Origin of the sequence: Stutzerimonas stutzeri (assembly GCF_018138085.1) — a bacterium.
In the GTDB taxonomy this organism is placed as follows: Bacteria; Pseudomonadota; Gammaproteobacteria; order Pseudomonadales; family Pseudomonadaceae; genus Stutzerimonas; species Stutzerimonas stutzeri_AI.
Genome location: NZ_CP073105.1, coordinates 4,489,347 through 4,511,260 on the forward strand (window position 1 = coordinate 4,489,347; position 21,914 = coordinate 4,511,260).

Sequence of the window (21,914 nt, forward strand, 5' to 3'; positions counted from 1 at the left end):
GAGACCGATCCCTGAACGAGCCCTGACTATGCCCCCGATGCTACGCAGCGCCGCAGCCCTGTTGTTCGGCGCCCTGTATTTGCCCCTGGTCGTTGCAGCCGACAGCCAGCCCACCCACGAATTCATGCTGGACAACGGCCTCAAGGTGGTCGTACGCGAAGATCACCGCGCGCCGGTCGTGGTGTCCCAGCTCTGGTACAAGGTGGGCTCCAGCTATGAATCGCCCGGGCAGACCGGCTTGTCGCATGCGCTCGAGCATATGATGTTCAAGGGCAGCGGCAAGCTCGAAGCCGGCGAAGCCTCGCGCATCCTGCGCGAGCTCGGTGCCGAGGAGAACGCCTTTACCAGCGACGACTACACCGCCTACTACCAGGTGCTGGCACGCGACCGGCTGGCGGTTGCCTTCGAACTCGAAGCCGACCGCCTGGCCAGCCTGAAGCTGCCAGCCGACGAGTTCGCTCGGGAGATCGAGGTGATCAAGGAGGAACGCCGGCTGCGCACCGACGACAAGCCCAGTGCCCTGGCCTTCGAGCGCTTCAAGGCGATGGCCTATCCCGCCAGCGGGTACCACACGCCGACCATCGGCTGGATGGCCGACCTCGAGCGTATGAGCGTCGAGGAACTGCGGCGCTGGTACGAGCGCTGGTACGTCCCCAACAACGCCACCCTGGTGGTGGTCGGCGATGTCACCCAGGCCGAGGTACGCGAGCTGGCCGAACGGTATTTCGGCCCTATCGCGAGCCGACCGGTGCCCGATGCCAAGAGTCCGCTGGAGCTGGACGAGCCGGGCGAGCGACGGCTCACCCTGCACGTCAAGACGCAGGTGCCGAGCCTGATCATGGCTTTCAACACCCCCAGCCTGGCGACCAGCGAAACGCCGGGTGAGATCCATGCCCTGCGCCTGATCAGCGCGCTGCTCGACGGCGGCTACAGCGCGCGCCTGCCGCAACAGCTCGAGCGCGGCGAAGAACTGGTGACCAGTGCCTCGGCCTGGTACGACGCCTACACACGCGGCGATTCGCTGTTCGTGCTCAGCGCCACGCCCAACCGGCAGAAGGACCGTAGCCTGGAAGACGTGGAAGCGGGCCTGTGGAAGCAGCTCGAGCAGCTCAAGCAGAGCGCGCCGAGCCAGGAAGAACTCGAGCGCGTACGGGCCCAGGTCATCGCCGGGCTGGTCTATGAGCGCGACTCCATCAGCCAGCAGGCCACCACCATCGGCCAGCTGGAAAGCGTCGGACTGTCCTGGCGCCTGATGGACGAGGAGCTCAGTGCGCTGGAAGCCGTCACCGCGGACGACATACAGCAAGCCGCTCGCCATTATTTCACCCGCTCCCGCCTGAGCGTGGCCCATGTTCTACCCGAGGAGACCAGCGATGAGTGATCGCAACCCGTTGCATCGCAGCCTGCTCGGTGTGCTGTTGATGGCCTGCCTGGGGCTTGCCGCCTGCGAAGATACCGGCGAGGCGGCCTCGGCGATCCCGGTGCCTAACGAAGAGACCGTCGCCACCCCGGCCGAGTCGGGGCAAGCCATTGCCAAGGCGGCCGACGAGAACAAGACAAGAATCGAATCCCTCGGCGAACTCGACAACAAGCCGCTGGCGCGCCGGGAGCTGGACATTCAGAGCTGGCAGACGACCGGCGGTGCTCGGGTGCTGTTCGTCGAGGCCCACCAACTGCCGATGTTCGATCTGCGCCTGACGTTCGCCGCCGGCAGCAGCCAGGACGGCGACATGCCGGGCCTGGCGATGCTGACCAACGCCATGCTCAACGAAGGTATCGAAGGCAAGGATGTCACCGCCATTGCCGAAGGCTTCGAAAGCCTGGGTGCGGAGTTCGGCAACGGCTCCTATCGCGACATGGCCGTCGCCAGCCTGCGTAGCCTGAGCGCACCGGACAAGCGCGAGCCGGCCCTGAAACTGTTCAGCCAGGTCGTTGGCCATCCGACCTTCCCTGCCAATTCGCTGCAACGGATCAAGAACCAGGTGCTGGCCGGCTTCGAGTTCCAGAAGCAGAACCCGGGCAAGCTGGCCAGCCTCGAACTGTTCGAGCAGCTTTATCAGGATCATCCCTACGCGCACCCCAGCGAGGGTACGCCGGATAGCATTCCGGCCATCGATGCCGATCAGCTTCGCGCCTTCCACGCCAAGGCCTACACCGCCGCTAACGCGGTGATCGCCCTGGTCGGCGACCTCGACCGGACCGAAGCCCAGGCAATCGCCGAACAGGTATCGGCAGCCCTGGGACAGGGCCCGGCCTTGCCGCCACCACCAGCCCCGAGCGCTCCCGAGGCGGGCACACGGCACATCGATTTCCCATCCAACCAGACCCATCTGATGTTGGCGCAGCTCGGCATCCCGCGTGGGGACCCGGACTATGCGGCACTCTACCTGGGTAACCAGATCCTTGGCGGCGGAGGCTTCGGCACCCGCCTGATGGAAGAGGTTCGGGAAAAACGCGGGCTGACCTATGGCATCTACTCCGGGTTCAGCCCGATGCAGACCAACGGGCCGTTCATGATCAACCTGCAGACCCGTGCGAGCCTCTCGGAGGGGACGCTGCAACTGGTACAGACGCTGGTCGACGAGTTCCTCAAGAACGGACCGACCCAGGCCGAACTGGAGCGCAGCAAACGTGAAATCGCCGGCAGCTTCCCGCTGTCGACAGCGAGCAATGCCGACATCGTCGGCCAGTTGGGCAGCATCGGCTTTTACAACCTGCCACTGACCTACCTCGAAGACTTCATGCAACAGGTGCAGGCGCTCTCGGTCGAAGAGGTCAAGGCCGCGATGAACAAGCACCTCAGCGCAGAGGATTTCGTGATCGTCACGGTCGGCCCGCAAGTCGAGCAGAAGCCGCTGCCGGCACCGAGCGAGAAGCCCCTCGAACAACCCAGCGGCGTTCCGGAGCACTGATGGCCAACCCTCCCCTCCGCCCTTCCGCCCATGGTGGCCAGGGCCAGTTGCGTATCATCGGCGGTGAATGGCGCAGCCGGCGCTTCAGCTTTCCGGATGCCGAAGGCCTGCGTCCGACACCGGACCGGGTGCGCGAAACCCTGTTCAACTGGCTGGCGCCCTATCTCTCCGGCGCCCGGGTATTCGATCCCTTCACCGGCAGCGGCGCGCTCTATCTCGAGGCGCTGTCGCGCGGCGCGAGCCTGGCGCTGGCGCTGGACTTGAACGCCAACGCCATCGCCAGCCTGCGCAAGCATCTGGACACCCTGAGCTGCGGTCAGGGACAGCTGCTGCAAAGCGACGCGCTGCGCTACCTGGAGACCCAGACGCCGACGCCCTTCGATCTGGTGTTCCTCGATCCGCCGTTCAACAAGAACCTGCTGCAACCCGCCTGCGCGCTGCTGGAAGGCAAGGGTTGGCTCGCCAAGCAGGCCTGGATCTACACCGAGAGCGAGACACAGCCCTCGAGCCTAGGCCTGCCCGGCAATTGGCGGCTGCACCGCGAGAAGAAGGCCGGCAACGTGCACTACGCCCTCTGGGAGCGCAACGGCGAAACCTGACCCGGCGGCATCGACTCGACGCCGTCGGCAACATTCGTTCGTTCGCCTGCAGAACCGCCTGTCACACCACCATTCGCAGGGCCTCCCCGTGTCCATGACCATCTCTGGCACCCCCGCAGAATCCGACCCCGGGGCTGCCTTCGCTCCCGCCTGGTGGCTGCCCGGCGGCCATCTGCAGACGCTGTGGAGCGCCTTCTTCCGTCGCCTACCCACACTGTCACGCCGACGCGAGCGGATGTGGCTGGCCGACGGCGACTTCATCGATCTCGACTGGCACGGCGTGCATGAACCGTCGGCACCCCTGGTGCTGGTGCTGCATGGGCTGACCGGCTCATCCAGTTCCCACTACGTTTTGGGCCTGCAACAACGCCTGGCCGAACGCCGCTGGGCCAGCGTCGCGATCAACTGGCGTGGTTGCTCCGGCGAGCCGAATCTACTGCCACGCGCCTATCACTCCGGCGCCAGCGACGACCTGGCCGAAGTCATCGCGCACGTGCAGGCCGCTCGCCCGCTGGCCCCGCTCCATGCGGTCGGCTACTCGCTGGGAGGTAACGTGCTGCTCAAGTACCTCGGCGAAGCAGGCACCACCGCTCCGTTGCAGCGAGCCGTGGCCGTCTCGGTACCCTTTCGTCTCGATCAGTGTGCCGATCGCATCGGCCGCGGTTTCTCGCGCGTCTACCAGGCGCACTTCATGCGTGAATTGGTCGCCTATGTGCGTGACAAGCGGCGTCTGTTCGCCAGCCAGGGGCATGTCGAACGCCTGTCGGCACTGGAACAGCTCGGGCCCCTGGAGGGGATGCGCACCTTCTGGGATTTCGACGGTCGCTTCACCGCACCGCTGCACGGCTACGCCGACGCCAGCGACTACTATCGCCGCGCCTCGAGTCGCTATTTTCTGCCGGATATCCGCGTGCGGACGCTGCTGATCCAGGCCGAGGACGACCCTTTCGTGTTCCGCCACAGCGTGCCCGAGCCCGCAGAGCTGTCCGCCAGCACAAGCATGGAACTGCACCGCACCGGCGGCCATGTCGGCTTCGTCGAGGGCTCGCCGCTGGCGCCGCGTTACTACCTGGAACACCGAATACCCGAGTGGCTGTCGGCGCGCTAATGGCGGCGCCGTCTCAATCGGCCACGAGCGGCCCCTTCAGTTGAGCCAGCAGACGCGCCACGGCCGGACGCGCCTGGGCTGTCACGAAGCCCTCCTCCAGCGCCAGCAACTGGAAGATGCCGCGCCGCAGCATGCCTCTGTCGAGCGCCTGGTCCGGCGTGCCGTGCAAGCTGCAGAGGAACTGGACCCAGGAGGTCATGATGATCCAGGCATTGACGGCCAGCGACTCCACTTGCGCTGGCGTCATGTCGAGGATGCCGGCCTCAACGAACCCCTGGTAGATGCGCTGCGCACTGCGCAGGTGGCGCTGGGCGAACAGCCGGTAACGCTCTGCCAACTGCGCATCGCTGCCGAGCAGGTGTTCAAGATCGCGATGCAGGAAGCGGTAATCCCACATCGCCGAGAGCAGCGCCTCGAGATACCGGGCCTTGTCCTCGATGTTCAGCGCGCGCCCTTCCGGCAGTTGCAGGAAGCTGTCGACATTCGCCTCGTAGCGCTCGAACAGCTCGGCGATGATCATTTGCTTGTTGCGAAAGTGGTAATAAAGGTTGCCCGGGGATATCGCCAGGTGTGCGGCGATATGGTTGGTGGTCACGCTGCGCTCGCCGCTGGCGTTGAACAGTTCCAGGCTGGCTTGCAGGATGCGCTCGCGGGTAGTTGATCTGGCGGTCATGCGGGATGTGGTTCGGCACGCTGAAACGGAGACCGCAAAGGTACCCCGCCCGCCCGGGATGCGCACGGGTTTGACAGGTTAGAGTCATTACTCTAAAAGCATCGACTGGTCACCCTTCCGGATATCGCACCATGCTTGCCGATGCCCTCCATGCGAATCAGTCCAGTCTCGAGACCGGGCGCCTGCAAACGCTGTTCGAAAAGCAGCGCCAGGCGTTCCAGGCCGCTCCCAGCCCCAGCGCCGAGGATCGCCTGCAATGGCTGGAGGCGCTCCACGACCTGCTCGCGAGCCATCAGCGGCCGATCATCGAGGCCATTAGCGAGGACTTCGGCAACCGTGCGGCAGACGAAACACGGCTGGCGGAAATCATGCCCAGCCTGCACGGCATCCGACACGCCAAGCGCCACCTGCGGCGCTGGATGGCGCCGTCCCGACGCCGGGTCGGCCTGGCCTTCCAGCCGGCCAGTGCCCGCGTGGTCTACCAGCCGCTGGGAGTGGTCGGCATCATCGTCCCCTGGAACTATCCCCTTTATCTGGCGATCGGCCCGATGATCGGCGCACTGGCGGCCGGCAACCGGATCATGCTGAAGATGAGCGAGGCCACGCCGGTGACCGGTGCGCTGCTCAGGGAACTGCTGGCGCAGATCTTTCCCGAAAGCCAGGTCGCGGTCATCCTCGGCGACGTCGATACCGCTGTCGCGTTCTCGCAACTGCCATTTGATCACCTGCTGTTCACCGGCAGCACCAGCGTGGGCCGCCAGGTGATGCGTGCCGCAGCGGAGCATCTCACGCCGGTCACCCTCGAGCTGGGTGGCAAGTCACCGGCGATCGTATCGGCCGACGTGCCGCTGGCCGATGCCGCCGAGCGCATCGCCTTCGGCAAGACCCTCAATGCAGGCCAGACCTGCGTCGCGCCGGACTACGTGCTCGTGCCGCGGCCGCGCGTCGATGCGTTCGTCGAAGCCTATGGCAAGGCGGTGCGACGCTTCTATCCGCAGCTCGACGACAACCCGGACTACACCGCCATCATCAACCGCAGGCAGCATGCCCGACTGCAGGCTTATCTGGACGACGCCCGGGCGAAGGGTGCCCGCGTGCTACCGCTGCACGAGCAGGGCCAGCAGCGGCGTATGCCACCGCATGTGCTGCTCGAGGTGAACGACGACATGCAGGTCATGCAGGACGAAATCTTCGGCCCGCTGCTGCCGGTCGTACCCTACGACGGGATCGACCAGGCGCTCGCCTACGTCAATGCAAGACCGCGTCCGCTGGCGCTGTACTACTTCGGTTACGACAAGACCGAGCAGCGCCGGGTGCTGCGCCATACCCATTCCGGCGGTGTCTGCCTCAACGACACGCTGTTGCATGTGGCGCAGGACGACCTGCCATTTGGCGGCATCGGCCCGTCCGGCATGGGTCATTACCATGGGCACGACGGCTTTCTCACCTTCAGCAAGGCCAAGGGCGTCTTCGTCAAACAACGCTTCAATGCGGCCCGGCTGATCTATCCGCCCTATGGCAAGACGCTGCAGAAGCTCGTCTACATGCTCTTCGTACGCTGAGCAGCGCAACCGTGGCCCTCAGAATGATCGATACCGACAGTCCCGTCTCCCGCCGCACACTGCTCCGTGTCGGCCTGTTCGGCAGCGCCGCCCTTGCCGGGGCAGGCCTGATCGGCAGCCTCTCCGGCTGCAGCCCCGAGCGCCCGGCGCAGGGCTTCGTGCTGCTGCGTGACAGTGACCTGCCGATGCTGCGCCGGGTGGCAGCGGTGATGCTCGAGGGCGCAACAGCCGCGGCGAACCTGCCCGGCGCCGTGCAGAGCACCCTGACGAGCCTCGATCAAGGCCTGGCGCGCCTGTCGCCCGCCGTCGCGCAGCAGGTTCGACAGTTATTCGATCTGCTTTCGTTACCACTCACCCGTGGCCCGCTGACGGGCGTGTGGAACGGCTGGGAGCAGGCGCAGGATGCCACGGTGGTGGCGTTTCTGCGGCGCTGGGAAAACAGCTCGATCGACCTGTTCAAGCAGGGACATGCCTCACTTCAGCAGATGATCCTGATGGCCTGGTATGGCCGTCCGGAATCCTGGGCGCGCTGCGGTTATCCCGGCCCGCCGACCGTCTAGATCGAACAGCTGCCAACGCCGCCCGCATCAAGGAGAACAGATGCCCGTTTCCGACCCGATCGCCGAAGGTATCGCCCGCGGCTGGAAGACCCATGACGGTTCGCGACTCGAGCACGACGCCACGCTCGAAGCTGACATCGCCATCGTTGGCAGCGGTGCCGGCGGCGGCACCAGCGCCGAAATACTCAGCGCGGCTGGCTACCGGGTACTGCTGATCGAAGAAGGTCCGCTGCGCAGCAGCCGTGACTTCGACATGCAGGAACCGACCGCCTATGCCTCGCTCTATCAGGAAGCCATCGGCCGCACCAGCCGCGACGGTGCCATCACCATTCTTCAGGGCCGCGCAGTGGGCGGGTCGACCCTGGTGAACTGGACCTCCAGCTTTCGCACGCCACCGGCCACGCTCGAGCACTGGGCCCGCGAGCACGACGTCCGAGGGCTCTCCGAGCAGGACCTGGCGCCCTGGTTCGAACGAATGGAGCGCCGCCTGGGTGTCGAGCACTGGCAGTTGCCACCCAACGCCAACAACCAGGTGATCCGCGACGGCTGCGAAGCCCTCGGCTACAGCTGGGCGGTGATCCCACGCAACGTGCGCGGCTGCTGGAACCTGGGCTACTGCGGCATGGGCTGTCCGACCAACGCCAAGCAATCGATGCTGGTGACCACCATTCCCGCGATGCTCGAGAGCGGCGGCGAACTGCTCTACCTGACCCGCGCCGAACGCCTGGTGGTCGAGCGTGATCGCGTGACCGCGCTGGAATGCGTGGCCATGGACCCGCTGTGCGTCAGCCCGAGCGGACGGCGGATCAGGGTCCGCGCGCGGCACTACATCCTGGCCGGCGGTGGCATCAACACGCCCGCCATCCTGCTGCGCTCGGATGCGCCCGACCCGCATCATCGGCTCGGCAAACGCACCTTCCTGCACCCGGTAAATTTTTCTGCCGCGCAATTCGAGACGGTGATCAACCCGTTCTACGGCGCGCCACAGTCGGTCTATTCCGATCACTTCCAGTGGCGCGACGGCGCTGGCGGACGGATGTCCTACAAACTCGAGGTGCCGCCCGTGCATCCGGCCCTGGCGGCGACGCTGCTCGGACGCTTCGGCGTAGACAATGCCCTGCGGATGGAGCAGCTGCCACACACCAACGCGATGATCGCCCTGATGCGCGACGGCTTTCATCCGGACAGCGCCGAAGGCCAGGTCCAGCTGCGCAACGACGGCTCGCCGACGCTCGATTATCGAATGACCGACTACACCTGGGACGGCATCCGCCGTGCCTATCACAGCATGGCCGAGATTCAGTTCGCGGCCGGCGCCAAGGCGGTCCTGCCGTTGCACAGCGACGCCGACTACGTGACCCGCCCGGAGCAGGCGCGCCAGTTGATCGACGGCCTGAAGCTGGAACGCTATCGCACCCGACTCGGCAGCGCCCACGTCATGGGAGGCTGCGCCATGGGTGAAGATCCGCGCCAGGCGGTGGTCGATAGTCTCGGGCGGCACCATCAATTGGCCAACCTGTCGATTCATGACGGCTCGCTGTTCCCCACCAGCATCGGTGCCAACCCGCAGCTGTCCATCTACGGACTGGCCGCAAAGCTCTCGAGTCAACTGGCCGAACGATTGAAAAATCCGTGAACGGCAGTGCTACGGCGGCATCCGGCGGTGATCCGCTTTGACGCTGCCGTGACCGAGCCGCTACCATCCACCCCCCACGCATGCGTCAGGACGCCGCGATGAATCGAGTGCTGTATCCGGGAACCTTCGATCCGATCACCATGGGCCACACCGACTTGGTCGAGCGCGCGTCGCGCCTGTTCGATGAGGTCATCATTGCGGTCGCTGCCAGTCCTAACAAGAATCCCTTGTTTCCGCTCGAACAGCGTGTAGCTCTGGCACAGGAAGTCACCTCGCACTTGCCGAACGTGAAGGTGCTGGGCTTCTCCACGCTGCTGGCGCATTTCGTCATCGAGCAGAAGGCCAACGTGCTACTACGCGGTCTGCGCGCAGTGTCCGATTTCGAATACGAATTCCAGCTGGCGAACATGAACCGGCAACTGGCGCCCAACGTCGAAAGCCTGTTCCTGACGCCCTCAGAAAAGTTTTCCTATATTTCCTCGACCCTGGTCCGCGAGATCGCGCGTCTTGGTGGCGATGTCTCCAAGTTCGTTCACCCCTCGGTGATGAAGGCGCTGACCGAGCGCTACGCCTCGCGCTAACGCCTCGGCGGCAGCGCCGAGGGCAACCGCTGGCCGGAGCGTATGCACTGTCGCGTGCACCGGCCGGACGGATGCGGCAAAATTGGCGCGTCGTTCTTACCTGCGCTGCGGCCGACGCCGCAGCTGGAGTTAGCTGGATGTCCCTGATAATCACCGATGACTGCATCAACTGCGACGTGTGCGAGCCCGAGTGCCCGAACAGCGCGATTTCCCAGGGTGAGGAAATCTACGTCATCGATCCCAACCTGTGCACCGAATGTGTCGGTCACTACGATGAGCCGCAATGCCAGCAGGTCTGCCCGGTCGATTGCATACCGCTGGACGCGAACAACGTCGAGAGCAAGGACGAGCTGATGCAAAAGTACCTGATCATCACCGGCAAGGCCTGACCGGCCAACCCGCACCCGCCCGACGCCCGGCCGACGCCCGGCCAGAGCGGCATCGTTCCTATCGCATACGCAGCACGCCGGTGACACCAGGTCCCGGAAGTCCGAGCCGCTGCCGCCTGCGCGCGTCACGCCCTAGCCCGTATCCGAAAGGAACCTCAGAAACGACACGGCTCCGCACGCGGTAACGCGGCGGAGCCGTGGGTGGACGGATCGCGATGCGATCGTCGAAGCCTGGATCAGTCCTGGCGGTTGTAGCCGACGCGGGTGCAACCCAGGCAGCGGGCGAAGGCCGCGGCGCCGGGCTCGACGACCAGCGCCTTGCCGGTTTCCTTGATGCCGCCGCCCATGGCGCTGAACGGCAGGCTGACCACGAACAGGCCGGCGCCGATGGCCGTTGCCGCGATCAGCAACGGGCGCGCGATGAACAGATCGCCGACGATGGAAAACGCCTTCGGCGCCTCGACGGTGTACATCGGATCGCCGCTGGCATTCTGCTGCACCGACTGCGCCTGAGCGGGAATCGCCAGCAGACCGGTGGTCAGGGCCAAGACAACAGCGGTGGAGCGAAACAGATTCATGATGTGGTCCTTCAGCTGGGCGGAACGAGGCAGATGATTGTTGTGCCGGTCACTATAGCAGCGGCCGCCACTTATTGATCGTGAACGCCGTCAATGCCTGCGCAGTGGCCGCATCAACGCTGGCAGCGGCCGCAATAGACACTGGCCCGCTGCCCCAGGCGAATGTCGCGCAGGGTCGAACCGCACTGTCTGCAGAATTCGCCGGCCCGCCCGTAGACGAACAGCTCCTGCTGAAAATAACCGGGCTTGCCGTCGCCACCGACGAAATCACGCAGTGTGGTGCCGCCGCGCTCGATGGCATACGCCAGGATGCGCTTGATCTCGGCCGCCAGCTTCAAATAACGCGCCCGCGACACCGCACCGGCAGCCCGTCGGGGATCGATCCCCGCCGCGAACAGCGCCTCGCTCGCATAAATGTTGCCGACACCGACCACCACTGCGTTGTCCATGATGAACGGCTTGATCGCCATGCTCCGCCCGCGCGACAGCTGGTACAGGCGTTCGCCATCGAAGGCATCACTGAGCGGCTCCGGGCCCAGGTTGGCCAGCAGCACGTGGCTCAGCGGGTCCTCGCTCCAGAGCAGCGCGCCGAAACGGCGGGGATCGGTGTAGCGCAGCGCCATTCCCGATTCGAGCACGATGTCCACGTGCTCGTGCTTGGCCGCCGGCAGATCCGCCGGTACCAGCCGCAGGCTCCCGGACATGCCGAGATGGGCGATCAGGGTGCCCACTTCAGCTTTGATCAGCAGGTATTTGGCGCGCCGCTCCACGACCACGATGCGCTGCCCCGACAGGCGCGCATCGAGATCGTCCGGAATCGGCCAGCGCAGGCGTCGTTCGCGGACGATGACGCGGCTGACACGCTGGTCGACCAGATGGGCTTCGATCCCGCGGCGGGTGGTTTCGACTTCAGGAAGTTCAGGCATGGGAGCTATCGGACAATGAACCGGAGATGACCTTATCAGCACTGGCAACACGCCGTCAGGCTGCTTCCGGCTCGCCGTGGTCGTCTGTTACCCGGCGGGGTCGAGCGGCGGTTACGCGCGGCGGCCGGGCAAGGCCCCGGCCGAAGCAGGCGGCAACGGTGAGCAGATCGCCAGGGCCAAAGGCGGCGAACTTTGGCCGAGAACATGGTCGGATTTCAAGTAGCGCCAATCTGGACCGCTATCGAAATTACGAGGAGGACGAAATGGCAGAGTCACTTAAAGGCAAGCACATTGCGGCGCTGGTAACCGACGGATTCGAGCAGGTGGAATTGACCGGACCCAAGGAAGCACTGGAGAAAAATGGCGCCACCGTCCACATCGTGTCGGCGAAGAATGGCGAAGTGACCGGCTGGAACCATACGACGCCAGCGACCAAGTTCCACGTCGACAAAACCTTCGACACCGTTCACATGGAAGACTATGACGCCGTGCTGCTCCCCGGCGGCGTGGTCAACTCCGATACCATCCGCACCGACGACATGGCCCAGGAGCTTGTGCGTGACGCCGCCCGCGCGAACAAGACCATCGCGGTCATTTGCCACGGCGCCTGGCTGCTGGCCTCGGCGGACCTGGTCAAGGGCAAGAAGATGACCAGTTGGCCCTCGCTGACCGACGACCTGAAGAACGCTGGTGCCGATTGGGTCGACGAGCAGGTGGTGGTCGACGGCCATCTGATCAGCAGCCGCAAACCGGACGACATCCCAGCCTTCAGCGAGGCGCTGATCAAGGCATTGACGGCGTAGAAGCGGCCGTAGGCTTCACGCCCGTGTAGGAGCAGGTTCTACCTGCGACCGGACAGCGCTCCTGCGTCACGCTGGTCGCAGGCAGGGCCTGCTCCTACAGGTGGGCTTCAGGCGGCAGGCAAGCCCGAAGCCCGAAGCCCGAAGCCCGAAGCCCGAAGCTAGCGTAGGTGGCGTCCTTTACCTGGGACCGGCTCGATCATCTTTTTTACAAACCCACGATCACAGGCCCGTCCAGCCTCAAGCCTCCAGCGCTTTTATCGGCTTTTCTCCCTATAATCCCGCCCTTTTACCCGGAGCCCTCCCGATGACCCTGCCCAGCCTGCGCCTCAAAGCCAACGCCGATCGCCGACTGCGCGCCGGTCACCTGTGGGTCTACAGCAACGAGGTGGACACCGCCGCCACTCCGCTGAGCGGTTTCGCCGCCGGCGACCAGGCGATCCTCGAAGCCGCGGGTGGCAAGCCACTGGGCATCGTCGGGGTTTCACCGAACAACCTGATCTGCGCGCGCCTGCTGTCGCGCGATCTGAAGCACAGCCTGGACAAGTCGCTGCTGGTGCATCGCATCCAGGTGGCCCTGTCGCTGCGCGATCGCCTGTTCGATCAGCCTTGCTACCGCCTGATCTACGGTGACTCGGACCTCCTACCAGGCCTGGTGGTGGACCGTTTCCATGATCACCTGGTGGTGCAGTTGGCCTCGGCGACCATGGAGCGCAACAAGGATGCCGTGCTCGAAGCGCTGGTGCAGGTGCTCAAGCCCCGCGGCGTACTGTGGAAGAACGACTCCAGTGCGCGCGACGCCGAAGGCCTGGAACGCTACGTCGATACCGCCTTTGGTGTGGTCCCGGAATGGGTCGCGCTGGAAGAGAACGGCGTGAAGTTCGAGGCCCCCGTCCTGCAGGGTCAGAAGACCGGCTGGTTCTACGACCACCGCATGAACCGCGCGCGCCTGGCGCCCTACGTCAAGGGCAAGCGCGTGCTCGACCTGTTCAGCTACATCGGCGGCTGGGGCGTGCAAGCCGCGGCGTTCGGCGCCAGTGAAGTGTTCTGCGTCGATGCCTCGGCCTTCGCGCTGGATGGCGTCGAGCGCAATGCCGCGCTCAATGGCGTCGCGGAGAAAATGACCTGCGTCGAGGGCGACGCCTTCGAGGCGATGAGGGAGCTGAAGAACGCCGAGGAGCGTTTCGACGTGGTGATCACCGACCCGCCGGCCTTCATCAAGCGCAAGAAGGACATCAAGAATGGCGAAGCCGCGTACCGTCGCCTCAACGAAAACGCCATGCGCCTGCTGAACAAGGACGGCATCCTGGTCAGCGCTTCGTGCTCGATGCACCTGGAAGAAGACAACCTGCAAAACATCCTGCTCGGCAGCGCACGGCATCTGGATCGCAATATCCAGCTGCTGGAGCGCGGCAGCCAGGGACCGGATCACCCGGTCCACCCGGCTATTCCCGAGACGCGCTATATCAAGAGCATCACCTGCCGGATTCTGCCGAACAGTTGACCGGCGGAGCGGACCTCAAGTGGTGGATGTAAACAGCGACATCCACCCTACGTCACCTTTCCGCCGCGCCGTGCATGCGTAGGGTGGATGGCCACCCGTGGAAGATCGCGAGGCGTCATCGGTCGAGGCCACCACACCGCCAACCGCCGAAGCCCGACCATCAGCCTTCCCCGACTCCGCAACCGCGCGTAGAATCGGGCCATTCCTCGCCAGCATCCCCCGGCGGGCCCATGAGCCCAGGCCGCCCGAGCGATACCCCGCCTCGATCCGGCCCCTCCGCACGCACGGTCACCTACCGTTGCACGCGGCACAGGTGACGCTCACCATAAGCACTACTCGACCAGCTGATTAGCCGCAGGAACCGTCATGCCCGATTACCGCTCGAAAACCTCCACGCACGGCCGCAACATGGCCGGTGCCCGCGCGCTGTGGCGCGCCACCGGCATGAAGGACGAAGACTTCAAGAAGCCGATCATCGCCATCGCCAACTCCTTCACCCAGTTCGTGCCCGGCCACGTGCACCTGAAGGATCTGGGCCAGCTGGTCGCCCGCGAGATCGAGAAACACGGCGGTGTGGCCAAGGAATTCAACACCATCGCGGTCGACGACGGCATCGCCATGGGCCACGACGGCATGCTCTATTCGCTGCCCTCGCGCGAGATCATCGCCGACTCGGTGGAGTACATGGTCAACGCGCACTGCGCCGACGCCATCGTTTGCATCTCCAACTGCGACAAGATCACTCCCGGCATGCTGATGGCCGCGCTACGCCTGAACATCCCGGTGGTGTTCGTCTCCGGCGGCCCGATGGAAGCCGGCAAGACCAAGCTCGCCAGCCACGGCCTGGACCTGGTCGATGCCATGGTCATCGCCGCCGACGAAAGCGCCTCGGACGAGAAGGTCGCCGAATACGAGCGCAGCGCCTGCCCGACCTGCGGCAGCTGCTCCGGCATGTTTACCGCCAACTCCATGAACTGCCTGGCCGAGGCCCTGGGCCTTGCCCTGCCGGGTAACGGCTCGACGCTCGCCACCCACAGCGACCGTGAGCAGCTGTTCCTGCGCGCCGGCCGCACCGCGGTCGAGCTGTGCCAGCGCTACTACGGCGAAGGCGACGAGTCGGTGCTGCCGCGTAACATCGCCAGCCGCCGCGCGTTCGAGAACGCCATGACCCTCGACATCGCCATGGGCGGCTCGACCAACACCATCCTGCACCTGCTGGCTGCCGCTCAGGAAGCCGAGGTCGATTTCGACCTGCGCGCCATCGACGCGCTGTCGCGCAAGGTGCCGCAACTGTGCAAGGTCGCGCCGAACATCCAGAAGTACCACATGGAAGACGTGCACCGCGCCGGCGGTATCTTCTCCATCCTTGGCGAACTGGCGCGCGGCGGTCTACTGCACACTGACGTGCCCACGGTGCACAGTCGCAGCATGGAAGAAGCCATCGCCCAGTGGGACATCACCCAGACGAGCGACGAGGCTGTGCACACCTTCTTCAAAGCCGGTCCGGCCGGTATCCCGACGCAAACGGCGTTCAGCCAGTCGACCCGCTGGGACACCCTGGATCTCGATCGTGCCGAAGGCTGCATCCGGAGCGTCGAGCACGCCTATTCCCAGGAGGGCGGCCTCGCCGTGCTCTACGGCAACATCGCCCTGGATGGCTGCGTGGTGAAAACCGCCGGCGTGGACGAATCCATCCACGTCTTCGAAGGCACGGCGAAGATCTTCGAAAGCCAGGACAGCGCCGTGAAGGGCATCCTCAATGACGAAGTGAAGGCCGGCGACATCGTCATCATCCGCTACGAAGGCCCAAAAGGCGGCCCGGGCATGCAGGAAATGCTCTACCCGACCTCGTACCTGAAGTCCAAAGGCCTGGGCAAGGCCTGCGCCCTGCTCACCGACGGCCGCTTCTCCGGCGGCACCTCGGGCCTGTCCATCGGCCATGCCTCGCCGGAAGCGGCTGCGGGCGGTGCCATTGGTCTGGTGCAGGACGGCGACAAGATCCTCATCGACATCCCCAACCGCAGCATCCAGCTGCAGGTCAGTGATGAAGAGCTGTCCCACCGCCGCATCGAGCAGGACAAGAAAGGCTGGAAGCCGGCTCAGCCGCGCGCGCGCAAGGTGACCACGGCGCTCAAGGCCTACGCCCTGCTCGCCACCAGCGCCGATAAGGGCGCAGTACGCAACAAGGCCATGCTCGAAGGCTGACCGGTCCCCTCCTTCGTGTGCGCGGCCTCCGCTCGGAGGCCGCGCACACGAATCGCAAACCGAATCCCATCCGCTGGGGACGGCCGAACGGCGCGCTAGCCGAGGAGCCGTGCCCCTTCGCGGTCAAGACCGCTCCCACGGTTCCGGTGGAATGCCCGACCTGTAGGAGCGGTCTTGACCGCGAAAAGGGCCGCTCATGGCTGCGGAGTTCCTGATAGTTCGCCGCGCTCTGCCTGGACAAGCCTGCCTCTCCGGCTGGAGACGGCCGAACAGCGCGCCAGCCGAGGAGCCGTGCCTATTCGCGATCGAGACTAGGCGTCCCCAACCGCTCCCACGCTTCCGGTGGAACGCCTGACCTGTGGGAGCGGTCTTGACCGCGAAAAGAACCCACTCATCGCTGCGGTGTTCTCGATGGTTCGCCGCGCTCTGCCTGGACAAGCCTGCCTCCACCGGCTGGGGGCGGACGAACGGCACGCTAGCCGATGAGCCGTGCCTATTCGCGGTCGAGACCGCTCCCACATTATCCGGTGGAACGCCTGACCTGTAGGAGCGGTCTTGACCGCGAAAAGAACCCACTCATCGCTGCGGTGTTCTTGTTGGTTCGCTGCGTTTCGCCTGGACAAACCTACCTCTCCGGCTGGGGGTCGCCGAACGGCGCGCTGGCCGAGGAGCCGTGCCTATTCGCGGTCTAGATTAGGCGTCCCCAACCGCTCCCACGCTTCCGGTGGAACGCCTGACCTGTGGGAGCGGTCTTGACCGCGAATAAAAGGCGCGTTCGTGGCTTTTGATCGCCCCACTCGCTCCAGCATTTCACGCAGCACCGCCCCGCCTTAGCCGACAAAAACGTGAACCACGTCACAACCGGTCGTCGGTTCGTGGCCCTCGTTTTGAATTCCTAAAAGGCCGCCGACCGCCCTGGTTAGCGCCTTAGCGGAGTTGACTGCACCTGCGAAGAAACGTCGGGGATAAAAATGTATACAAAGTGGTAGTCAATCTTTAACGCAATTGTCTACATTAGTCGCACAAGAACAACAGCGAGAAAGGGATCGACATGACAGCCTCATCCGCAAAACCATCATCTCCTGAAAAGCGTCCGGAAGATGAGAACCTGGGTATCGGCGCCAATCTGGCCTACGGTCTGCAGCATGTGCTGACCATGTATGGCGGTATCGTCGCGGTGCCCCTGATCATCGGCCAGGCGGCCGGTCTGGCCCCGGCGGACATCGGCCTGCTGATCGCCGCCTCGCTGTTCGCCGGCGGGCTCGCGACCCTTCTGCAAACCCTCGGCCTACCGTTTTTCGGCTGCCAGCTGCCGCTGGTACAGGGCGTCTCCTTCGCCGGCGTGGCGACCATGATCGCCATCATCGGCAGCGATGGCGCCGGTGGGATTCCCGCCGTGCTCGGCGCCGTGATCGCCGCCTCGCTGATCGGCCTGATGATTACCCCGATCTTCTCGAGAATCACCAAATTCTTCCCACCGCTGGTCACCGGAATCGTCATCACGATCATTGGCCTGACGCTGATGCCAGTCGCAGCGCGCTGGGCGATGGGCGGCAACAGCCAGTCGCCCGAGTTCGGCAGCACGGCCAACATCGGCCTGGCCGCCTTCACGCTGGCAACCGTGCTACTGCTTTCCAAGCTCGGCAGCGCCAGCATCTCCCGACTGTCGATCCTTCTGGCGATGGTGATCGGCACCCTGGTAGCGGCCTTCCTCGGCATGACGGACTTTTCCGGCGTGCTCGTAGGGCCGATGGTCGCGATGCCTCAACCGCTGCACTTCGGCATGCCGGAGTTTCACGTGGCGGCGATCCTGTCGATGCTGATCGTGATCATCGTGACCCTGGTGGAAACCTCGGCGGACATTCTCGCGGTGGGCGAGATCATCGGCACCAAGGTCGACTCCAAGCGGCTAGGCAACGGCCTGCGCGCCGACATGATTTCCAGCAGCCTGGCACCCTTCTTCGGCTCCTTTACCCAGAGCGCCTTCGCACAGAACGTCGGCCTGGTGGCGGTAACCGGCGTGAAGAGCCGCTACGTGGTCGCCACGGCCGGACTGATCCTGGTGACGCTGGGCCTGTTGCCGGTGATGGGTCGGCTGATCGCCGCCGTTCCCACTGCAGTGCTCGGCGGCGCGGGCATCGTGCTGTTCGGCACCGTCGCGGCGGCCGGCATCCGGACGCTGGCGCAGGTGGAATATCGCAACAACATGAACCTGATCATCGTCGCCACGTCGATCGGTTTCGGCATGATTCCCATTGCCGCACCGACCTTCTATCACCAGTTTCCGGCCTGGTTCGAAACCATCTTCCATTCCGGGATCAGCTCGGCGGCGATCATGGCCATCTTGCTGAACCTGATCTTCAACCACCTGAAGGCCGGCAACTCGAATCAGCAGTCCGTCTTCGTCGCCGCCAGCGAACGCACACTGCGCTACCAGGACATCGCCAAGCTCCACGACGGTGATTACTTCCGCGACGGCAGGCTGTTCGATGCGCAAGGCAACGAAGTGCCAGTACTGGGCACCGGCAACCATGGCGACGCCACCGCACCAGCCACCGGGGCAGTGAAGAGTCCGGCAGGTCACTGACCAGGCCGCATCGCCACGCCCAGCCGATCTGGAGGATGCCCGCGCAATGCGGGCATCCTGCTGCACAGCGATGGTTCCTGTGCGCCCCGTAGCAACCCTCTCTGGGCGTACCTCGGCCCGCAACCTCAACGCACGGCAATCCCGCTGCTCCAGACGCAGCGGGCACTGTCCGTGCATCGTTGCAGTCAGTAAACTCGCGCGTTTTCCCCGCCAAGGACGATCATGAACGCCCTCGACCCGCGCCCTGCCAGCGGCACCCCGACCGATCTGCTGTACCGACTCGATGATCGTCCCAAACCCTGGATCGCCTTTCTCGCCGCGTTGCAGCATCTGCTGGCGATCATCGTGCCGATCGTCACGCCCGGCCTGCTGATCTGCCAGGCCATCGGCGTGTCACCGCGCGACACCAACATCATCGTGTCCATGTCGCTGGTAATTTCCGGCATCGCCACCTTTCTGCAATGCAAGCGCTTCGGCCCGCTCGGCGCCGGGCTGCTGATCGTGCAGGGCACCAGCTTCAACTTCGTCGGCCCGCTGATCGGCGGCGGCGTGTTGCTGGTCAAGCAGGGCACGCCGGTCGAAGGCGTGATGGCTGCGATCTTCGGCGTGGTGATCGCCGGCTCGTTCATCGAAATGGGCGTCTCGCGCGTGCTGCCGTTCGTCAAGCGGCTGATCACACCGCTGGTGACCGGCATCGTGGTCTTGATGATCGGCCTGACGCTGATCAAGGTCGGCCTGATCAGCATGGGCGGCGGCTTCGCGGCCATGGGCGACGGCACCTTCGCCAGCCGCGAAAACCTGCTGCTGTCCGGCGTGGTGCTGGCCGCCATCGTCGTGCTCAACCGCGTGCCGGTGGTGTGGATGCGCAGCTGCGCGATCATCATCGCGCTGGCCATCGGCTATACGCTGGCCGCTTACCTGGGCCGCCTGAACTTCGCCGGCATGCACGAGGCCGCATTGTTCCAGGTGCCGATGCCGCTGCATTTCGGCCTCGGCTTTTCCTGGAGCCTGTTCATTCCCATGGTGGTGATCTACCTGGTGACCTCGCTGGAAGCCATCGGTGATATCACCGCCACCAGCAAGATCTCGGGCCAGCCGGTCGAGGGGCCGGTATGGATGCAGCGGATCAAGGGCGGCGTGCTGGTCAACGGCGCCAACTCGCTCTTGGCCGGCCTGTTCAACACCTTCCCCAGCTCGGTATTCGCGCAGAACAACGGCATCATCCAGCTGACCGGCATCGCCAGCCGCTACGTCGGCCTATGGATTGCCGCGATGCTGGTGGTACTCGGGCTGTTCCCGGCCGTCGCCGGCGTGTTGCAGGCGGTGCCCGAGCCGGTGCTCGGCGGCGCCGCGCTGGTGATGTTCGGTGCAGTGGCCGCGGCCGGCATCAACATCATAGCCGGTGTGCGGCTGGATCGCCGTGCCCTGCTGATCATCTCGGTTTCGCTGGCGCTGGGACTGGGCGTTTCCCAGGTGCCGGAATTCCTGGCGAACCTGCCGGCGGCGCTGCGCAACGTGCTCGAATCCGGCGTCGCCACCGGCGGTATCTGCGCGCTGCTGATGAACTGGTTCCTGCCCGAATCGCCGCCGAACGAGGAGCAGGAGCCGGTCTGATCAACCGCTTCGCGCATCCTCGGCGAGGCGCTGGCAGACCTCGTCGGCAATCGCCAGGGCGGCAGTCAGCCCCGGCGATTCGATGCCGAACAGATTCACCAGGCCGGCCACGCCATGCGTCGCCGGCCCGTCGATACGGAAGTCCGCCGCCGGCTCGCCGGGGCCGCTGATCTTCGGCCGAATGCCGGTATAGGCCGGCTGCAACGCACCGTCCGGCAGCCCCGGCCAGTAGCGGCGGATGGCGGCGTAGAAACCTTCGGCGCGCTTCTCATCCATCGCGTAATCGAGACTGTCGACCCACTCGACATCCGGGCCGAAGCGCGCCTGGCCGCCGAGATCAAGGGTCAGGTGCACGCCCAGTCCGCCGGGCTCGGGCAGCGGGTAGACCAGGTGGCGAAACGGCGTGGCGGCCGCCAGGCTGAAATAGCTGCCTTTGGCGAAATAGCGCGACGGCACGCAATCGGCCGCCAGCCCCTCGGTGCGGGCAGCAATCACCGGTGCCGCATTCCCGGCGCAGTTGATCACGCTGGTGGCGAGCAGCGTCATGGGCTCGTCGCCGCCGACCTCGACGCGCAGCCCCGCCTCCGTCACGACCATCGCCGCGACCGGCGCATGCAGCGCCAGCAACGCCCCGGCGGCCTCGGCATCGCCCTGCAGCGCCAGCATCAGTGCGTGACTGTCGACAATACCGGTGCTCGGCGAGAGCAGCCCGGCGACGGCGTTGAGCTGCGGCTCCAGCGCCTGTAGCTGTGCGCCGTCGAGGCGTTGCAGATCGTCCACACCATTTGCCTGTGCATGGGCCTGCAGCGTCTCGAGGCCGGCCAGCTGCGACTCGTCCGTGGCGACGATGAGTTTTCCGCAGCGGCGATAGGGCACGCCGTGGCTGTCACAGAAGGCATAGAGCGCATCGCGTCCGGCCACGCACAGCCGCGCCTTCAGCGAGCCTTGCGGATAGTAGATACCGGCGTGGATCACTTCGCTGTTGCGCGAACTGGTGCCTGTGCCGATAGCGGCCTCGGCCTCCAGAATCACCACTTCACGTCCGGCCTGCGCCAGCGCCCGCGCCACCGCGAGCCCCACCACACCGGCACCGATAACCACGCAATCGACCCGCTCCATTGACTCGCTCCTCTCGTTCGGCGGTCGCCAGCCTGCCGCAATATCGAACCGCCGCCAAGCCTCGCTTGCCTATAGTCAGGTATCCAATCGACACCGGAGGCTCCATGCGCATCGGCGTGATATCCGACACCCACGGCCTGCTGCGGCCCGAAGCGCTGGCGGCTCTGCGCGGCTGCGAGCGCATCATCCACGCCGGCGATATCGGCAAACCCGAGGTGCTGGATGCGTTGCGCGCCCTGGCACCGCTCGATGCGATACGCGGCAATGTCGACAGCGGCGACTGGGCCGCGTCGGTTCCAGAGCACCTCGACCTGGAAATCGGCGGGCTGCGCATCCACGTGACCCACGACGTCAAGGCGATGGGCGTCGACCCGATTGCAGCGCGGGTCGACGTCGTCATCGCCGGGCATTCGCACCAGCCGAAGATCGAAGAGGTCGATGCGGTGCTCTACCTCAACCCCGGCAGTGCAGGCCGTCGGCGTTTCAAGCTGCCGATAAGCCTGGCCTTGCTGGACATCGAAGACGGCCAGCCGCGTGCGCAGCTGGTGACCCTGGGCTGAG

The 21,914-nt window shown here is 65.2% G+C and carries 19 protein-coding genes; 15 read left to right on the plus strand and 4 right to left on the minus strand.

The window, feature by feature from the left end; translation table 11 throughout:
• The first annotated feature begins 28 nt into the window (after positions 1-28).
• The 4 genes from KCX70_RS20570 to KCX70_RS20585 all read left to right on the plus strand — a co-directional run bounded on the left by KCX70_RS20570 (position 29) and on the right by KCX70_RS20585 (position 4,619).
• Positions 29-1,381, plus strand: coding sequence for a M16 family metallopeptidase (locus KCX70_RS20570; RefSeq protein WP_212618658.1), 1,353 nt, complete (start codon positions 29-31; stop codon positions 1,379-1,381).
• Complete coding sequence (locus KCX70_RS20575; protein ID WP_212618659.1) at positions 1,374-2,912, plus strand: M16 family metallopeptidase; 1,539 nt, start codon at positions 1,374-1,376, stop codon at positions 2,910-2,912. The genes KCX70_RS20570 and KCX70_RS20575 overlap by 8 nt, the downstream gene beginning before the upstream one ends.
• Positions 2,912-3,511 (plus strand): 16S rRNA (guanine(966)-N(2))-methyltransferase RsmD, encoded by a 600-nt coding sequence (gene rsmD / locus KCX70_RS20580; protein ID WP_021206070.1) that lies wholly within the window; start codon positions 2,912-2,914, stop codon positions 3,509-3,511. Before KCX70_RS20575 ends, rsmD begins: the two co-directional genes overlap by 1 nt.
• A 94-nt stretch (positions 3,512-3,605) precedes the next feature.
• Entirely contained in the window at positions 3,606-4,619 is a 1,014-nt protein-coding gene (locus tag KCX70_RS20585) for a hydrolase (protein ID WP_212620399.1), read from the plus strand.
• A 13-nt stretch (positions 4,620-4,632) separates the two neighbouring features.
• Here the strand turns inward: KCX70_RS20585 and KCX70_RS20590 are convergent, their stop codons facing one another.
• Positions 4,633-5,292 (minus strand): TetR/AcrR family transcriptional regulator, encoded by a 660-nt coding sequence (locus tag KCX70_RS20590; protein ID WP_212618660.1) that lies wholly within the window; start codon positions 5,290-5,292, stop codon positions 4,633-4,635.
• Between the two features lie 131 nt (positions 5,293-5,423).
• On the opposite strand from KCX70_RS20590, the gene KCX70_RS20595 reads away from it, so the two are divergent.
• The 5 genes from KCX70_RS20595 (at position 5,424) to KCX70_RS20615 (ending at position 10,020) form a co-directional block, all read left to right on the plus strand.
• On the plus strand, positions 5,424-6,854 hold the full coding sequence (locus tag KCX70_RS20595) for a coniferyl aldehyde dehydrogenase (protein ID WP_212618661.1): 1,431 nt from the start codon (positions 5,424-5,426) through the stop codon (positions 6,852-6,854).
• A 23-nt stretch (positions 6,855-6,877) separates the two neighbouring features.
• Positions 6,878-7,414, plus strand: coding sequence for a twin-arginine translocation pathway signal protein (locus tag KCX70_RS20600; RefSeq protein WP_212618662.1), 537 nt, complete (start codon positions 6,878-6,880; stop codon positions 7,412-7,414).
• 40 nt (positions 7,415-7,454) lie between these two features.
• A complete protein-coding gene (locus tag KCX70_RS20605) occupies positions 7,455-9,050 on the plus strand; it encodes a GMC family oxidoreductase (protein WP_212618663.1) in 1,596 nt (531 codons plus the stop codon).
• Positions 9,051-9,148: 98 nt separating this feature from the next.
• Complete coding sequence (coaD, locus tag KCX70_RS20610) at positions 9,149-9,631, plus strand: pantetheine-phosphate adenylyltransferase (RefSeq protein ID WP_102846855.1); 483 nt, start codon at positions 9,149-9,151, stop codon at positions 9,629-9,631.
• Between the two features lie 137 nt (positions 9,632-9,768).
• Complete coding sequence (locus tag KCX70_RS20615) at positions 9,769-10,020, plus strand: YfhL family 4Fe-4S dicluster ferredoxin (protein WP_021206077.1); 252 nt, start codon at positions 9,769-9,771, stop codon at positions 10,018-10,020.
• Positions 10,021-10,256: 236 nt separating this feature from the next.
• Here KCX70_RS20615 and KCX70_RS20620 read toward each other — a convergent pair whose 3' ends face one another.
• Both KCX70_RS20620 and mutM read right to left on the minus strand, forming a co-directional pair.
• Entirely contained in the window at positions 10,257-10,598 is a 342-nt protein-coding gene (locus KCX70_RS20620) for a hypothetical protein (protein WP_021206078.1), read from the minus strand.
• Positions 10,599-10,711: 113 nt separating this feature from the next.
• On the minus strand, positions 10,712-11,524 hold the full coding sequence (gene mutM, locus KCX70_RS20625; RefSeq protein WP_212618664.1) for a bifunctional DNA-formamidopyrimidine glycosylase/DNA-(apurinic or apyrimidinic site) lyase: 813 nt from the start codon (positions 11,522-11,524) through the stop codon (positions 10,712-10,714).
• A gap of 263 nt (positions 11,525-11,787) precedes the next feature.
• Here mutM and KCX70_RS20630 point away from each other — a divergent pair, with 263 nt between their 5' ends.
• The 5 genes from KCX70_RS20630 to KCX70_RS20650 all read left to right on the plus strand — a co-directional run bounded on the left by KCX70_RS20630 (position 11,788) and on the right by KCX70_RS20650 (position 20,234).
• Entirely contained in the window at positions 11,788-12,327 is a 540-nt protein-coding gene (locus tag KCX70_RS20630) for a type 1 glutamine amidotransferase domain-containing protein (protein WP_212618665.1), read from the plus strand.
• A gap of 304 nt (positions 12,328-12,631) precedes the next feature.
• The gene (locus tag KCX70_RS20635) at positions 12,632-13,828 is read left to right on the plus strand and encodes a class I SAM-dependent rRNA methyltransferase (RefSeq protein WP_212618666.1); all 1,197 of its coding nucleotides are present in this window, start codon (positions 12,632-12,634) and stop codon (positions 13,826-13,828) included.
• A gap of 366 nt (positions 13,829-14,194) precedes the next feature.
• The gene (ilvD, locus tag KCX70_RS20640) at positions 14,195-16,033 is read left to right on the plus strand and encodes a dihydroxy-acid dehydratase (protein ID WP_102852503.1); all 1,839 of its coding nucleotides are present in this window, start codon (positions 14,195-14,197) and stop codon (positions 16,031-16,033) included.
• A 1,051-nt stretch (positions 16,034-17,084) separates the two neighbouring features.
• A complete protein-coding gene (locus KCX70_RS20645; protein ID WP_212618667.1) occupies positions 17,085-18,620 on the plus strand; it encodes a nucleobase:cation symporter-2 family protein in 1,536 nt (511 codons plus the stop codon).
• A 222-nt stretch (positions 18,621-18,842) separates the two neighbouring features.
• Positions 18,843-20,234 carry a nucleobase:cation symporter-2 family protein gene (locus KCX70_RS20650; RefSeq protein WP_212618668.1) on the plus strand — a complete coding sequence of 464 codons (1,392 nt, stop codon included), beginning with the start codon at positions 18,843-18,845 and terminating at the stop codon, positions 20,232-20,234.
• On the opposite strand, the gene KCX70_RS20655 is transcribed toward KCX70_RS20650, so the two are convergent.
• On the minus strand, positions 20,235-21,353 hold the full coding sequence (locus KCX70_RS20655) for an NAD(P)/FAD-dependent oxidoreductase (RefSeq protein WP_212618669.1): 1,119 nt from the start codon (positions 21,351-21,353) through the stop codon (positions 20,235-20,237). It lies immediately after the preceding gene.
• A 104-nt stretch (positions 21,354-21,457) separates the two neighbouring features.
• Here KCX70_RS20655 and KCX70_RS20660 point away from each other — a divergent pair, with 104 nt between their 5' ends.
• The gene (locus KCX70_RS20660; RefSeq protein WP_021206086.1) at positions 21,458-21,913 is read left to right on the plus strand and encodes a metallophosphoesterase family protein; all 456 of its coding nucleotides are present in this window, start codon (positions 21,458-21,460) and stop codon (positions 21,911-21,913) included.
• Position 21,914 lies beyond the last annotated feature (1 nt).

What these genes read in the sequence shown, in the direction of transcription:
- KCX70_RS20615 (WP_021206077.1), top strand. Translation starts at nt 9,769, where the DNA reads ATGTCCCTGATAATCACCGATGACTGCATCAACTGCGACGTGTGCGAG.
- KCX70_RS20570 (WP_212618658.1), top strand. Translation starts at nt 29, where the DNA reads ATGCCCCCGATGCTACGCAGCGCCGCAGCCCTGTTGTTCGGCGCCCTG.
- KCX70_RS20600 (WP_212618662.1), top strand. Translation starts at nt 6,878, where the DNA reads ATGATCGATACCGACAGTCCCGTCTCCCGCCGCACACTGCTCCGTGTC.
- KCX70_RS20645 (WP_212618667.1), top strand. Translation starts at nt 17,085, where the DNA reads ATGACAGCCTCATCCGCAAAACCATCATCTCCTGAAAAGCGTCCGGAA.
- KCX70_RS20630 (WP_212618665.1), top strand. Translation starts at nt 11,788, where the DNA reads ATGGCAGAGTCACTTAAAGGCAAGCACATTGCGGCGCTGGTAACCGAC.
- KCX70_RS20605 (WP_212618663.1), top strand. Translation starts at nt 7,455, where the DNA reads ATGCCCGTTTCCGACCCGATCGCCGAAGGTATCGCCCGCGGCTGGAAG.
- KCX70_RS20585 (WP_212620399.1), top strand. Translation starts at nt 3,606, where the DNA reads ATGACCATCTCTGGCACCCCCGCAGAATCCGACCCCGGGGCTGCCTTC.
- KCX70_RS20650 (WP_212618668.1), top strand. Translation starts at nt 18,843, where the DNA reads ATGAACGCCCTCGACCCGCGCCCTGCCAGCGGCACCCCGACCGATCTG.
- KCX70_RS20575 (WP_212618659.1), top strand. Translation starts at nt 1,374, where the DNA reads ATGAGTGATCGCAACCCGTTGCATCGCAGCCTGCTCGGTGTGCTGTTG.
- KCX70_RS20620 (WP_021206078.1), bottom strand. Translation starts at nt 10,598, where the DNA reads ATGAATCTGTTTCGCTCCACCGCTGTTGTCTTGGCCCTGACCACCGGT.
- KCX70_RS20655 (WP_212618669.1), bottom strand. Translation starts at nt 21,353, where the DNA reads ATGGAGCGGGTCGATTGCGTGGTTATCGGTGCCGGTGTGGTGGGGCTC.
- KCX70_RS20660 (WP_021206086.1), top strand. Translation starts at nt 21,458, where the DNA reads ATGCGCATCGGCGTGATATCCGACACCCACGGCCTGCTGCGGCCCGAA.
- coaD (WP_102846855.1), top strand. Translation starts at nt 9,149, where the DNA reads ATGAATCGAGTGCTGTATCCGGGAACCTTCGATCCGATCACCATGGGC.
- mutM (WP_212618664.1), bottom strand. Translation starts at nt 11,524, where the DNA reads ATGCCTGAACTTCCTGAAGTCGAAACCACCCGCCGCGGGATCGAAGCC.
- ilvD (WP_102852503.1), top strand. Translation starts at nt 14,195, where the DNA reads ATGCCCGATTACCGCTCGAAAACCTCCACGCACGGCCGCAACATGGCC.
- rsmD (WP_021206070.1), top strand. Translation starts at nt 2,912, where the DNA reads ATGGCCAACCCTCCCCTCCGCCCTTCCGCCCATGGTGGCCAGGGCCAG.
- KCX70_RS20635 (WP_212618666.1), top strand. Translation starts at nt 12,632, where the DNA reads ATGACCCTGCCCAGCCTGCGCCTCAAAGCCAACGCCGATCGCCGACTG.
- KCX70_RS20590 (WP_212618660.1), bottom strand. Translation starts at nt 5,292, where the DNA reads ATGACCGCCAGATCAACTACCCGCGAGCGCATCCTGCAAGCCAGCCTG.
- KCX70_RS20595 (WP_212618661.1), top strand. Translation starts at nt 5,424, where the DNA reads ATGCTTGCCGATGCCCTCCATGCGAATCAGTCCAGTCTCGAGACCGGG.